The sequence below is a fragment of the Herbiconiux sp. genome, from assembly GCF_004297105.1.
GTDB lineage: Bacteria > Actinomycetota > Actinomycetes > Actinomycetales > Microbacteriaceae > Herbiconiux.
In genome coordinates this window covers 89,237-102,845 of the sequence record NZ_SCVE01000012.1, presented here as the reverse complement: position 1 = coordinate 102,845, position 13,609 = coordinate 89,237, and the positions used below count along the sequence as shown (strand labels likewise).

Genomic DNA, 13,609 nt, shown 5'->3' with positions numbered 1-13,609 from the left:
CATGACCAGCTCCCGCGCACGCGCCGCCCTTCCGGCACGGCGTCGCACCCTCCCGCGCTTCCTCGCGGCGCTCAGTCTCGCCGCCGGCATCGTGGCCGTCGACGTGCTCCGGGGCGAGAACGCCGCGTGGGCCGTCGACTATCCCAGCTGGGAAGACGTGCTCGCCGCCCGCAGCAGCGAATCGGCCAAGAACGCCGAGGTCGCGAACATCCAGTCGCTCATTGTGGCGGCACAGGCCGAGGTCGAGGCGGCCCAGGCGTTCGCGGTGCAGAAGTCGAACGAGTTCCAGGCGGCTCAAGAGGCCTACGACCTCGCGGTGTACCGCGCCGACGAGCTCGCCGCCCAGTCGGCCGAGGCCGGCAGCCGTGCCGACGCCTCGAACAAGCAGGCCGGTCAGCTCATCTCGCAGCTCACCCGCACCGGCGGGGTCGACCTCACCGTGAACCTCATCATCTCAGGCGACGACTCCGACGACCTGCTCTACCAGCTCGGCGCCATGAGCCGGCTCACCGAGACGGCCAGCACGCTGCACGAGCAGGCCGCGCAAGACCGCAACACCGCCACGGCGCTCACCGCCCAGGCCGACACGGCCGAGGGCGAGCTCGAAGGTCTCCGGGCTCTCGCCGAGCAGGCCTTCGAAGACGCCATCGCCGCGGAGGATGCCGCAGAGGCGCTCCTGGCCGAACAGGAGTCTCAGCGCGTGGTGCTCGACGCCCAGTTGGCCGCGCTCCAGGCCGAGACCGTGCAGACCGTGGCGGACTACGAGAAGGGTGTCGAAGAGCGCCGCAAGGCCGAGGAGGCTGCGCGTGCCGAAGCGGCGCGTGTGGCGGCCGAACAGCGTGCCGCAGCCGCCGCGGCGGCCGCGGCCGCGTCGTCCGGGGGCGGGGGCAGTGCACCTCCCGTCTCCGTGGGCGGCTGGTCGAGCCCCCTCTCGCGCTGGCGTGTGAGCGACGAGTTCGGCATGCGCTTCCACCCCATCGACAAGGTGAACCGCCTGCACGCCGGTATCGACCTGGTGGCGCCCGGCGGCACCTGCGGGGTGGCGGTGTACGCCGCCGCATCCGGAACCGTCACCCAGGCCAGCTACAACGGAGGCCTCGGCAACTCGGTCACGATCAATCACGGCGGAGGCCTCACCACGGTCTACGGCCACAACAGCTCGCTCGCCGTGAGTCGCGGGCAGTCGGTGGGCGGCGGTCAGCTCATCGCCTACGCCGGTACCACGGGTTCGTCCACCGGATGCCACGTGCACTTCGAGACCCGGGTGAACGGCACCGCGCAGAACCCGCGCAACTACGTGGGCTTCTGACCCGCCACCCCTCCCGCGTACGCCCCCTTAACGCGCACATCCGTCACTTTCTGCTCGAAAATCGTTCAGTTCGAGCAGAAAGTGACGGATGTGGGGAGGGAGTGGGGGCCTAGTGGCCGCCCTCCTCCTTGAGCTTGGCGAAACCGGCCTCGACGATGGCCTCGGCCTCTGCGGCGTTGCCCCAGCCCTCGACCTTCACGAACTTGCCGGGCTCGAGGTCTTTGTACCGCGCGAAGAAGTGCTCGATCTCTTTACGTGTCTGCTCGGGAACGTCGTCGATGTCCTGGATGTGGGCCCACCGGGGGTCTTTCGCGGGCACCACGACCACCTTGGCGTCGGAGCCAGCCTCGTCGCTCATGTTGAACACGCCGACGGGGCGCACCTTGACACCCACTCCCGGGAACGTGGGGTACTCGAGCAGCACGAGCGCGTCGACGGGGTCGCCGTCGAGGCCCAGGGTGTTCTCGAAGAATCCGTAGTCGGTGGGGTAGACGAAGCTCGTGAAGAGCACGCGGTCGAGGTAGACGCGACCGGTCTCGTGGTCGACTTCGTACTTGTTGCGGCTTCCCTTGGGAATTTCGACGACGACGTCGTACGCGGCCATGTGTGGTGCTCCCTCATCTGCGTGCGTGGTTCGGCGGTCGGGGCCCGGATGTGCGCCCCGAAACTGCAATAACGTTACTGGATGCACATGCCCGACCGCCGACCGCGCCTCACGCCCGCGATCGCCGACGTGCGTCGAGCGGTGCGCGAGACGCTCCTGGCGCAGTTCCCCCTCGCGGCGCGCGAGGTCGCCGAGCGGGGCGATTCGCGACCGAGTGCGCGACCCGGCGCGGTCACCCCGGGCGCTGACCTGCTGGTAGCGCTGAGTGGCGGCCCCGACTCGCTGGCGCTCGCGGCGGCCACCGCGTTCGAGGCGCCCCGGGCCGGGCTGCGGGCGGGTGCCGTGATCGTCGACCACGGTCTGCAGGCGGGGTCGGATGCGGTCGCCGCGCGCGCGGCCGAGCAGGCGCGCGCCCTCGGCCTCGATCCCGTGCTCGTCGTGAGGGCCATGATCCCGACGTCGGCTCCCGCCGGTCGCGTTGAGCCGTTGACCTCCGCTGTTCGCGTTGAGCCGTTGACCTCCGCTGTTCGCGTTGAGCCTTCGACCTCCGCCGCTCGCGGTGAGCCCTCCACCCGCGCCACCACCACCGTCGGTGCTCCCGTCATCCCCGCCGGTGCCAGCGCGCCTGCGGTCGATGGCGAATCCGTCGGCGACCGCGTCGCGCTGGCATCCGCCGCGCTCAGTGGGGCCGCCGCGTCTCGGGCTGTCTCCGCCGAGACCGCGACCGAGACCGAGACCGCGACCGAGACCGAGACCGCGACCGAGACCGAGACCGCGACCGCGACCGCGACCGAGGCCGCGACCGAGGCCGCGACCGAGACCGCGACCGAGACCGAGACCGCGACCGTGACCGCGACCGTGACCGGGGCCGCGACCGAGGCCGGGACCGAGGTCGGGGCCGAGACCGGGGCTGAGACCGAGGCCGGGACCGGGGCTGAGACCGAGGCCGGGGCCGGGACCGGGGCCGGGACCGGGACCGGGGCCGTCGTCGGGGCTGGTTCCGCGGGCGGGCCGGAGGCCGCCGCCCGTGCGGCACGCTACGCGGCCATCGATGCGGCTCTCGCCGAGACGGGGGCCCGCGCGGTGCTGCTCGGGCACACACTCGACGATCAGGCAGAGACCGTGCTCCTCGGTCTCGCCCGGGGCGCGGGGGCGGCGAGCCTCTCGGGGATGGCGGTGGTGACTCCACCACCGGGGGTGCCCAGCCACGACCATGCCGACAACCATGCCCACGGCACCGCCTCAACGGTCGCCGGGCCGCCGTTCGGAGCGCGCATCCGGCCACTGCTCGGCATCCGTCGCCGTGTCACCGAACAGTTCTGCGCCGACTCCGGCCTCGAGCCCTGGCACGACCCGCACAACCAGAGCAGCGCGTACGCCCGCGTGCGGGTGCGCCGGAGTGTGCTGCCCCTGCTCGAAGCCGAGCTCGGACCCGGCATCGCCGAGGCGCTCGCCCGCACCGCCGAGCAGTTGCGCGAAGACGACGAGACCCTGCACGACATCGCCACCGAGACCATCGAAGACCTCGTGGAGCACGCGGAGGCGGGCATCGCGGTCTCGGTGGGAGCCCTCGCGGCGAACCCGCCGGCACTGCGCAACCGCGTCATCCGGTACGTGGTCGACAGCGAGTTCGGGGTGTCGCTGTCGCGCAGCCAGACGCTCGCCGTGGCCGAACTCGTCACGGCGTGGACGGGGCAGAAGGGCGTCGATCTGCCAGGGATTAGAGTGGTGCGGCAGGGTGCCCGGCTGGTGTTCCAGAGGGCCGGGCAGGGCGAGTAGGAGATTACATGGACACCGTCGACGTGCCGTCGGACATCAGCGAGGTTCTGTTCACGAAGGAACAGATCCAGGCGAAGATCGAGGAGCTGGCGCGCCAGATCGAGGCCGACTACGCGGGTCAAGACCTGCTGATCGTGGGCGTTCTGAAGGGTGCGGTGATGGTGATGGCCGACCTCGCTCGGGCCCTCACCATGCAGATCAACATGGACTGGATGGCGGTCTCCTCCTACGGTTCGGGCACGCAGTCGAGCGGCGTCGTGCGCATCCTGAAAGACCTCGACACCGACATCACCGGCCGCAAGGTGCTCATCGTCGAAGACATCATCGACTCGGGCCTCACCCTCTCGTGGTTGCTCGCCAACCTCCGTTCGCGCGGCCCGGAGTCGGTGGAGATCTGCGCCCTGCTCCGCAAGCCGGAGGCGGCCAAGGTCGAGATCGACGTGAAGTACGTGGGGTACGAGATCCCGAACGCCTTCGTGGTGGGGTACGGCCTCGACTACGCCGAGCGCTACCGCAACCTCAAGTCGATCGGCATCCTCGCCCCGCACGTCTACAGCTAGCGCCTGGCACATGCGCCCGTTCTGACGGTGCGCGCTTGTCATGACACGTGCACTTCGTCAGAACGGGCGCATCCACTGCTCCTGCACGGCGGATGCATCGGGGGTGCTTCTCCCCAGAACGCGGTGAGGGCATCCGAACGGGGCGTGGCCGCGAAACGATGGCCGCATGATCGAGCACCTCACGACGTTGCGGGCCGACGGGTTGAGCACGGCCGTCACTACGAGGTGGACTTCTGGTGGGAGGCCGAGAACGTCGTGGGTGAATCCGACGGCAAGGGCAAGTACATCGACGAGGAGTTCGCGAACGGGCGCTCGCCCGGTGAGATCGTGTGGGAGGAGAAGCGCCGGGAGGATGCGATCCGGCACCGCGGGCACCGGGTCGTTCGCTGGGGTTGGGCGGAGGCGATCCGCCCACCTGTGCTCCGCGCCCTGCTCCTCGAGGCGGGTGTGCGCGAGGGCCGCGTCGGGCCTGACGTCCCGCGCTCGTCATGACTCGAGCGAACCGTCAGGATGGGCGCGCAAGCGCGCCGTGTGCGGCACGGCGGAGCGCTTGTTACGCCCACGGGGAACATGGAGGCGGCGTCCAGCGCGCGGCGGGTACCCTGGCACAACGACATAAGCATCGTGCCGGTACCCGCGGCACCAAAGCGATGAAGAGACATGAACGCAAAGCGCATCCTTCGATCTCCCATTCCGTACATCCTCTTGGGTGCGATCGCCCTCTGGATCGGCTTCAGCCTGATCACCAGCGCCGGTTATCAGCAGGTCACCACGCAGGAGGGTCTCGGCTTCCTCTCGAGCGGCAAGGTCTCCGAAGCCACCATCATCGATGGTGAGCAGCGCGTCGACATGACGCTGACGAGCAAAGACGACAAGTACGGCGACAAGGTGCAGTTCTACTACGTCGCCCCCCGTGGTTCCGAAGTGGTCGCGGCGGTGACGGAGGCGAACCCCTCCGACGGGTACAACGACCAGGTTCCGCAGACCAACTGGTTCCTCTCGGCCCTCAGCATCTTCCTCCCCATCCTGCTGATTGGCGCGTTCTTCTGGTTCATGCTCTCGGGCATGCAGGGCGGCGGCAGCAAGGTGATGCAGTTCGGCAAGTCGAAGGCGAAGCTCGTCACCAAGGAGACCCCGAAGGTCACCTTCGACGACGTCGCCGGCGCCGAGGAGGCGCTCGAAGAACTGGAGGAGATCAAAGACTTCCTGAAGGAGCCCGCGAAGTTCCTCGCCGTGGGCGCCCGCATCCCGAAGGGTGTGCTGCTCTACGGCCCTCCCGGTACCGGTAAGACCCTGCTCGCCCGGGCCGTGGCCGGCGAGGCGGGCGTGCCGTTCTACTCGATCTCCGGATCCGACTTCGTCGAGATGTTCGTGGGTGTCGGTGCGAGCCGCGTGCGCGACCTGTTCCAGCAGGCGAAGGAGAACTCCCCCGCCATCATCTTCATCGACGAGATCGACGCCGTGGGCCGTCACCGTGGCGCCGGAATGGGCGGCGGTCACGACGAGCGCGAGCAGACGCTCAACCAGCTCCTGGTCGAGATGGACGGCTTCGACGTCAAGACGAACGTCATCCTCATCGCCGCCACCAACCGGCCCGACATCCTCGACCCCGCGCTGCTGCGCCCGGGCCGCTTCGACCGCCAGATCGGCGTCGACGCCCCCGATCTCAACGGCCGCAAGAAGATCCTCGAGGTGCACGGCAAGGGCAAGCCCCTCGCCGCCGGTGTCGACCTCGAGGTCGTCGCCCGCAAGACGCCGGGCTTCACCGGCGCCGACCTCGCGAACGTGCTCAACGAGGCCGCGCTGCTCACGGCTCGCAGCAATGCGCAGCTGATCGACAACCGCGCGCTCGACGAGGCCATCGACCGCGTCATCGCCGGCCCCCAGCGCCGCACCCGCATCATGCGCGACCAGGAGAAGCTCGTCACCGCCTACCACGAGGGCGGCCACGCCCTGGTGGCCACGGCCATGAACTACACCGACCCGGTGACGAAGATCACCATCCTCCCGCGTGGTCGTGCCCTCGGCTACACGATGGTGCTCCCGCTCGAAGACCGCTATTCCGTGAGCCGCAACGAGCTGCTCGACCAGCTCGCCTACGCCATGGGCGGCCGCGTCGCCGAGGAGGTCGTGTTCCACGACCCCACCACCGGCGCCTCGAACGACATCGAGAAGGCCACCGCCACCGCGAAGAAGATGGTCACCGAGTACGGCATGACCGCCACTCTCGGCGCGGTGAAGCTCGGCAGCGCCTCCGGCGAGATGTTCCTCGGCCGCAACATGGGCCACGAGCGCGACTACTCCGAGAGCCTCGCCCAGCAGGTCGACGCCGAGGTGCGCCAGCTCATCGAGTCGGCGCACGACGAGGCGTGGCAGGTACTGAACGACAACCGCGACATCCTCGACAAGCTCGCTGCGATGCTGCTCGAGAAAGAGACGCTCGACCACGAGCAGCTCGCCGATCTCTTCAAAGACGTCAAGAAGCTCCCGCTCCGGCCGCAGTGGCTCTCGAGCGAGAACCGTCCGGTGTCGTCTCTGCCGCCCGTGGAGTTCCCCACGGCCAAGGCGCCCATCGACAGCAGCGCCGTCGACGGGGGAGTCGATTCCGACCCGGAGCCCGAGGCAAAGCCGAAGCGCACCCCGCGCATCAACCCCCGCCCCGCCACCGCGTAGCCGCCGTGGCCACCGTCGACCGGCAGCGGATCGAGGCCGCGGTCGCCGAGCTGCTGGCCGCGGTCGGAGACGACCCCGCGCGCGCAGAGCTCCGCGACACCCCTCGGCGCGTGGCCGAGCTGTACGCCGAGCTGTACGCGGGCGTCGGGCACGACCCTGCCGGCGCTCTGGGCTCCACCTTCGAGACCCCGGATGCGGCCACTCCGGCGAACCCGCGGCCACCTGCCCAGGCTGCCGCCGGTGAACCCGAGTCGTCGCCCTCCGGCCGCCCCGTGCTGCTCCGCGACATCGCCTTCCGCTCCGTCTGCGAGCACCATCTGCTGCCCTTCGAGGGTGTCGCCCACGTCGCCTATGAGCCCGACCGCATCATCGCGGGCCTCGGCGGGATCGTCTCCGTGATCGAGTGCGCCGCATCCCGCCCCCAGCTGCAGGAGCGCCTCACCGACGACATCGCCGAAGCGATCGAACGCGGTCTCGGTGCCCGCGGCGTGCTCGTGGTGCTCGACGCCCGGCACGGCTGCGTCACCGCTCGCGGCCCCCGCCAGACCGCCAGCACCACCGTCACGCTCGCGGCGCGCGGCTCGCTCGCGGAGCCGGCGGCCCGCGCCGAACTGATGTCGCTCATCGCCGCCCCCACCCGAGGAGCCACGCCGTGACCGAGATCCTCGGCATCGTCAACGTCACCCCCGACTCGTTCAGCGACGGCGGACTCTGGTTCGACCGCGACGCCGCCGTGCGCCATGCCGTCGGCCTCGTGGCCCGCGGCGCCGACATCATCGACGTCGGCGGCGAATCCACCCGCCCCGGTGCGACACGCATCGCGATCTCGGAGGAGCAGCGCCGCGTGCTCCCCGTGGTGCGGGAGCTCGTGGCCCGCGGTATCACGGTGAGCATCGACACCATGAACGCCGCCACCGCCGACGCGGCCATCGCGGCCGGCGCCTCGATCGTCAACGATGTGTCGGGCGGGCTCGCCGATCCCGAGATGGACGACCTGATCGTCGCCTCCGGAGCCCGCTTCGTGGTGATGCACTGGCGCGGCCAGAGCGACACGATGGCGCTCAACGCCCGCTATCGCGATGTCGTGAGCGAGGTGCTCGGCGAGATCGAGTACCGCGCCGCCCAGCTCATCATCAAGGGGGTCGACCCGTCGCGCCTGATCATCGACCCCGGGCTCGGTTTCGCCAAGCACGCGGCCCACAACTGGACGCTCCTCGGCCACCTCGACCGCTTCACCGCCCTCGGCCTGCCGGTGCTCATCGGTGCATCGCGCAAGCGCTTCCTCGGCGAGCTCGTTCCGGGCAGCGCCCACGCCTCCGAGCGCGACCTGGCCTCGGCGGTGCTGGCCGCGCTCGCCGCCCGCGAGGGCGTGTGGGGCGTGCGGGTGCATGATGTGACGATGACCAGAGCGGCACTCGACGTCGCCGCCGCATGGACCGCCGGCGCCGAAGAACCAGCAGGGGAGCGGATGTGACCGAGCTCGACCTCCTCACCATCACCGGCCTCGAGGTGTTCGCCCACCATGGCGTGTTCGACTTCGAGCGCGAGAACGGCCAGCGCTTCGTGATCGACGTCGAGCTCGCCCTCGACACCGCGGGTGCCGCATCCGGCGACGATCTCGCGCAGACCGTGCACTACGGCGAGCTCTCCGTCGAGATCGCCGAGGCCGTGTCCGCCGACCCCGTCGACCTGATCGAGACGCTCGCCGAGCGTGTCGCGGGCGTGGTGCTCGCGCATCCTCCGGTCGAGCGTGTGAGGGTCGTGGTGCACAAGCCCGACGCTCCCATCACCGTTCCCTTCTCCGACGTCTCCATCACGATCACCCGCCGACGCGCACGACCAGGGGCCACCACATGAATCCGAACAACCGGGCCGTCGAGAGCGTCGAGCGGCGCACCATCCGTCTCCCCGCGGTGCTCGCCTTCGGCAGCAACCTGGGCGACCGCGAGGCCACCATCCTCGCGGCGGTCGACGAGCTGCGCGCCACCGAGGGTGTGGAGGTCACCGCGATGTCGCGCCTCTACGAGACCACGGCCGTGAAACCGGATGGCATCGACCTCGATGCTCCGTCGTACCTGAACGCGGTCGCCGCCATCCGCACCAGCCTCCACCCCGACGAGCTGCTCACCGTGGTGAACCGCATCGAGAACGACCACGGCCGGGTGCGCGCCGAACGCTGGGGCGACCGCACGCTCGACGTCGACATCATCACCTTCGCCTCGGTCGAGCTCGACACCGAGCGTCTCACGCTGCCGCATCCGCGCGCCGCCGTGCGCGACTTCGTGCTGGTGCCGTGGCTCGAGATCGAACCGGATGCGGTGCTGCCGGGTCACGGCCGCATCGACGCGCTGCTGGCCCGCATCCCCGAGACCACCCTGCGCCCCTATGCCGGGGAGCCGCGGTGACGCACACCCGCTCCTGGACCGTGATCGCCTTCGGCCTGGTGGGCGCGATCGTGGGCTTCGTGCTCGAGGTGGCGCTGGCCGCGGGCGGCATGCCCGTGCTCATCCCTCCGTACACGCTCGCGATCACCCTGGTGGCCGCTGCGGCCGTCGTGGTGGCGCTCGCCGTGCCCATCCGGCGCTCCATCCGCGGCACCTCGGCGACCCGCATCAACCCGTTCCGGGCCATGCGCGTCGTCGTGCTCGCCAAGGCGTCGAGCCTCGTCGGCGGCCTGATCGCAGGCTTCGGCGTGGGCATCGTGGTCTTCCTCCTGACCCGCCCCGTCGTGGCCGATGTAGGCTCGTTGTGGCCCGGGTTCGCCGCCGCCCTGGGCGGTGCGACGCTTCTCGTCGCCGGCCTCGTGGCCGAGCGGATGTGCACCCTGCCGCCTGACGAACCGGAAGCGAAGTGAGAACCGAGTGTCCGAGAGCGGAGAACCCGTCACCGCGTCGAACCGCTTGACCTTCGACGGGGAGTGGCGCGGGGTCAGCCCGAAGTACGTCGGCGTCGAGCTCGTGTCGAGCGCCATCGGAGCGTTGGTGCTCTGCGGCATCACGGTGCCGTTCATCCTGCTCGGCGCCTGGTTCGGCTGGGCCGCCCTCGCGGCGGCCGCCGTCGTGGGTGGGCTCGTGCTCGCCTTCGCTCCGCGCCGGGTGCGCTCGATCGGCTACCGGCTGCGGGACGACGACCTCGAGTTCAGACGCGGCATCATGTTCCACCGCGTGGTGTCGGTTCCCTACGGCCGGATGCAGCTCATCGACATCAACCGGGGCCCCGTCGCCCGGGCGCTCGGCCTCGCCGAGTTGAAGTTCGTCACGGCCGCGGCGGCCACGGGAGTGAGCATCCCGGGCCTCGTCGAGGCCGACGCCAACCGTCTGCGCGACGAGCTCGTGTCGCTGGCCGAATCGCGCCGCGTGGGATTGTGACCGCTCAGCCGTGAACGACCTCACCGACGGCGAGTGGCACCGGCTCCACCCGGCCACCCCGCTGCTGCGCGGCGGAATCATCCTGATCGCCGTGCTCGGCTTCGTGCTCTCGAACTTCCGCGAGCGGCTCGTGGAGTGGGTGTTCGGCGCGCCCGACCTGCCGGGTGATCCGTTGCAGACCGCATACGAGCGCGGCCAGATCGGCTGGGCCGCCGTGATCGTGGCGGCCGTGCTCATCCTCGGCATCGTGATCTTCTACGCCTCCTGGCGCATGCACACCTTCCGCGTGGGCGACGACGTGGTGGAGGTGCGCAGTGGCATCCTCTTCCGCACGCACCGCCGGGCGCGGCTCGACCGCGTGCAGGGTGTCGCGATCAGCCGGCCGCTCTTCGCACGGATCTTCGGCGCGGCCAAGCTCGACGTGAGCGTCGCAGGGCAGGACGCGAAGGTGCAGCTCTCCTACCTCGGCTCGGCCGAGGCCGACCGGCTGCGACGCGACGTGCTGCAGCTGGCGTCGGGCGCCCGCGCTCAGCCGCAGGAGGAGGCGGCCGCATCCGCCCCGGTGCCGGTATCGCCGGCCGTGACGGGGGCCGAATCCGGCGTCGTGAACCAGCGGATGCGCGAATTCCTCGCTCCCGAGCTCGATCCGGATGCGGCTCCCCCCGAGTCCGTGGTGCGCATCCCGCCCGTGCGCCTCATCCTCTCCCTGGTGCTCAGCGGCTTCACGGTGGCGCTGATCGTGGTGGCGGTGTTCGTGCTCACCACGAGCCTGCTCGGGCGGCGCGAGTTCTTCTTCATCCTCATCATCCCGGGGCTCGCCGCCGCCTTCGGCTATTACTTCAACCGCTTCACGAAGTCGCTGCGCTACAGCATCGCCGCCACTCCCGACGGCGTGCGGGTGGGCTTCGGCCTGCTCTCGACGAGCAACGACACCCTGCCGCCCGGCCGCATCCACGCCATCGAGGTCTCGCAGCCGCTGCTCTGGCGGCCGGTCGGATGGTGGATGATCCGCATCAACCGGGCAGGGGCGGCCGGTGAGTCGAACGCCCAGACGAGCACCACGATGCTGCCAGTGGGCACCGTCGACGACGTGCGCAAGGTGCTCGGGCTGCTGCTTCCGGGGCTGGCGGGCGAGCAGACCCGCGAGCTGGTGCTGGACGGGCTCGTGGGCCGTTCCGGCCGGGTGGAGAGCGCGTTCACCGACGCGCCCCGTCGGGCCTGGCCGCTCCGCCCGTTCTCCTGGCGACGCACCGGCTACGCCCGCTCGGGCGACGCCGTGCTCGTGCGCTCGGGCTTCCTGTGGCGGCATCTCTCGGTGGTGCCGCTCGCGCGGGTGCAGAGCGTGCGCATCACGCAGGGGCCCGTGCGGCGGCGCCTCGACCTCGTAGAGCTCACCCTGCAGACCGTGTCGGGGCCGGTGCGCGCCTCCGTGGGTGTCGCCGACCGTGCGCAGGGCACCGCGGCCTTCGAGGAGTGGTCGGCCGGCGCCGTTCGCGCCGCCGCCGCCGACCGGTCGCACCGCTGGGCAGAAGGAGAACGATGAAGCCGTCGGAACGAACAGGTCGACTCGGGGTCGGCATCGTCGGCGCCGGCCGGGTGGGCACCGTGCTCGGTGCCGCGCTCGCCGGGGCCGGTCACGCCGTCGTGGGCGTCTCCGCCATCTCGGACGCGAGCCGGGAACGCGCGGATGCGATGCTCCCGGGAGTCCCCGTGCTCACCATCCCCGAGCTCGTCGAGCGCAGCGAGCTCGTCGTGCTCGCGGTGCCCTCGGATGAACTCGCCACGCTCGTGGCCGGGCTCGCCGAGACGGGAACCTGGCAGATGGGGCAGCTGGTGATGCACACCGCCGCCCGGTTCGGGGTCGACGTGCTGGCACCGGCACGGGCATCCGGGATCATCCCGCTCGCCGTGCACCCCGCCATGTCATTCACCGGAACGAGCATCGATCTCGCCCGCCTGGCCGGAACGTACTTCGCCGTGACGGCTCCCACCCCCGTGCTGCCGATCGCCCAGGCGCTCGTGGTGGAGATGGGTGGGGAGCCGGTGGTGGTGGCGGAGGCCGATCGGGCCGCCTACGCCGAGGCCATCGAGACCGCCACGACGTTCTCCACCGCGATCGTGGAGCAGGCGGTCGGTCTTCTCGGTGGGATCGGGGTGGAGGGTCCCGGGCGTGTGCTCGCCCCCCTCATCCGCTCGTCGGTCGAGAACGCCCTGTCGCGAAACGGGGGCGCCCTGCCCGGCTGACGGGCGGCGCTCGCGGTGCCGAAAGGCGCGCGAAGCCCGGTAACATGGCGACGCGGTCGTGCACTTCGACGCCCGTTCCAGTAAGGAGTTCCGGTGGCAGAAGCCGTTTCGGATGCCGTCGGCCTCGAGCCTCCCCGCATCACCACCAGTGTGGCCGGCGTGCGCCAGGCCATCGCCGACGCCCGCGTCACCGCTCCGGGCGCCCGTGTCGCCCTCGTGCCCACGATGGGTGCTCTGCATGCGGGTCACCTCGCCCTCGTCGAGCGGGCCGCCGAACTCGCCGACATCGTGGTGGTGTCGATCTTCGTGAACCCGTTGCAGTTCAACGACCCGGCCGACCTCGAGCGCTACCCGCGCGACCTCGACGCGGATGTGCGCATCCTCACCGGGCACGGTGCCGATCTGGTGTTCGCACCCGAGGTCACCGAGCTCTACCCGAACGGCGACGCCACCACCCGCGTGACGGGCGGCCGCGTGGGCGGCCTGTTCGAGGGCCGCAGCCGCCCCGGCCACTTCGACGGCGTGCTCACGGTCGTCTCGAAGCTCATCAACTCCGTCGGACCCGACGTCGTGCTCTTCGGCGAGAAGGATGCCCAGCAGGTCTACCTGGTGGGCAGAATGATCGCCGACCTCAACATGCCCGTCGAGGTCGAGGTGGTCGACACCGTGCGCGACGACGACGGCCTGGCGCTGTCGAGCCGCAACCGCTTCCTCGATTCCCGGGAGCGCCGTGCAGCGCTCACGCTGCCGCACGTGCTCGAGGCCGCGGAGTCGGCGTCCGATCGTGGCATCGACGCCGTGCTCGCGGCCGCGCAGGCGGCGGCGATGGGGGAGCAGCTCGTCGAGGTCGACTATCTCGCGGTGGTGCATCCGGTGACCTTCCTGCCGGTCGACGACGACTACACCGGCAAGGCGCGCGTGGTGATCGCGGCGAAGGTGGGCGCCACGCGTCTCATCGACACCGCGGCCATCTACCTCGGCCGCTGAGCGGCCCCCTCCCGAGAGCGTGGCAGGAGCGTCCGCGGCTCCGGCGAGGGTCGGCGCCCGGTAAACTTGGGCCGACTTCCGAGGA

The 13,609-nt window shown here is 70.6% G+C and carries 14 protein-coding genes and 2 pseudogenes; 15 read left to right on the top strand and 1 reads right to left on the bottom strand.

Going from position 1 to position 13,609, the window contains the following annotated elements; genetic code table 11:
• Position 1: 1 nt before the first annotated feature.
• Entirely contained in the window at positions 2-1,309 is a 1,308-nt protein-coding gene (locus EPO52_RS06840; RefSeq protein ID WP_290803887.1) for a M23 family metallopeptidase, read from the top strand.
• Positions 1,310-1,418: 109 nt separating this feature from the next.
• Here the strand turns inward: EPO52_RS06840 and EPO52_RS06835 are convergent, their stop codons facing one another.
• Complete coding sequence (locus EPO52_RS06835; RefSeq protein WP_290803885.1) at positions 1,419-1,913, bottom strand: inorganic diphosphatase; 495 nt, start codon at positions 1,911-1,913, stop codon at positions 1,419-1,421.
• 87 nt (positions 1,914-2,000) lie between these two features.
• On the opposite strand from EPO52_RS06835, the pseudogene EPO52_RS06830 reads away from it, so the two are divergent.
• The 14 genes and pseudogenes from EPO52_RS06830 to panC all read left to right on the top strand — a co-directional run.
• Positions 2,001-2,357: pseudogene (locus tag EPO52_RS06830) on the top strand (ATP-binding protein); the annotation flags it as partial.
• A 555-nt stretch (positions 2,358-2,912) separates the two neighbouring features.
• Positions 2,913-3,692 (top strand): annotated as a pseudogene (locus EPO52_RS06825) (ATP-binding protein); the annotation flags it as partial.
• A gap of 8 nt (positions 3,693-3,700) precedes the next feature.
• Positions 3,701-4,252 (top strand): hypoxanthine phosphoribosyltransferase, encoded by a 552-nt coding sequence (gene hpt, locus EPO52_RS06820; protein WP_290803883.1) that lies wholly within the window; start codon positions 3,701-3,703, stop codon positions 4,250-4,252.
• A 255-nt stretch (positions 4,253-4,507) separates the two neighbouring features.
• On the top strand, positions 4,508-4,744 hold the full coding sequence (locus tag EPO52_RS06815) for a hypothetical protein (protein WP_290803881.1): 237 nt from the start codon (positions 4,508-4,510) through the stop codon (positions 4,742-4,744).
• 168 nt (positions 4,745-4,912) lie between these two features.
• Positions 4,913-6,925, top strand: a complete 2,013-nt coding sequence (ftsH, locus tag EPO52_RS06810) for an ATP-dependent zinc metalloprotease FtsH (protein WP_290803878.1) — start codon at positions 4,913-4,915, stop codon at positions 6,923-6,925.
• A 5-nt stretch (positions 6,926-6,930) separates the two neighbouring features.
• Positions 6,931-7,581 carry a GTP cyclohydrolase I gene (gene folE, locus EPO52_RS06805; RefSeq protein ID WP_290803875.1) on the top strand — a complete coding sequence of 217 codons (651 nt, stop codon included), beginning with the start codon at positions 6,931-6,933 and terminating at the stop codon, positions 7,579-7,581.
• Complete coding sequence (gene folP / locus EPO52_RS06800; RefSeq protein ID WP_290803873.1) at positions 7,578-8,399, top strand: dihydropteroate synthase; 822 nt, start codon at positions 7,578-7,580, stop codon at positions 8,397-8,399. Before folE ends, folP begins: the two co-directional genes overlap by 4 nt.
• The gene (gene folB, locus EPO52_RS06795; RefSeq protein WP_290803871.1) at positions 8,396-8,782 is read left to right on the top strand and encodes a dihydroneopterin aldolase; all 387 of its coding nucleotides are present in this window, start codon (positions 8,396-8,398) and stop codon (positions 8,780-8,782) included. Before folP ends, folB begins: the two co-directional genes overlap by 4 nt.
• A complete protein-coding gene (folK, locus tag EPO52_RS06790; protein ID WP_290803868.1) occupies positions 8,779-9,330 on the top strand; it encodes a 2-amino-4-hydroxy-6-hydroxymethyldihydropteridine diphosphokinase in 552 nt (183 codons plus the stop codon). Before folB ends, folK begins: the two co-directional genes overlap by 4 nt.
• Entirely contained in the window at positions 9,327-9,779 is a 453-nt protein-coding gene (locus EPO52_RS06785; RefSeq protein ID WP_290803866.1) for a DUF3180 domain-containing protein, read from the top strand. Before folK ends, EPO52_RS06785 begins: the two co-directional genes overlap by 4 nt.
• 7 nt (positions 9,780-9,786) lie before the next feature.
• Positions 9,787-10,293, top strand: a complete 507-nt coding sequence (locus EPO52_RS06780) for a PH domain-containing protein (RefSeq protein ID WP_290803862.1) — start codon at positions 9,787-9,789, stop codon at positions 10,291-10,293.
• Between the two features lie 10 nt (positions 10,294-10,303).
• Positions 10,304-11,836 carry a PH domain-containing protein gene (locus EPO52_RS06775; RefSeq protein WP_290803857.1) on the top strand — a complete coding sequence of 511 codons (1,533 nt, stop codon included), beginning with the start codon at positions 10,304-10,306 and terminating at the stop codon, positions 11,834-11,836.
• Positions 11,833-12,537, top strand: coding sequence for a Rossmann-like and DUF2520 domain-containing protein (locus tag EPO52_RS06770; RefSeq protein ID WP_290803855.1), 705 nt, complete (start codon positions 11,833-11,835; stop codon positions 12,535-12,537). The genes EPO52_RS06775 and EPO52_RS06770 overlap by 4 nt, the downstream gene beginning before the upstream one ends.
• A 93-nt stretch (positions 12,538-12,630) precedes the next feature.
• Positions 12,631-13,524, top strand: a complete 894-nt coding sequence (gene panC, locus EPO52_RS06765; protein ID WP_290803852.1) for a pantoate--beta-alanine ligase — start codon at positions 12,631-12,633, stop codon at positions 13,522-13,524.
• The last annotated feature ends 85 nt before the right edge of the window (positions 13,525-13,609 follow it).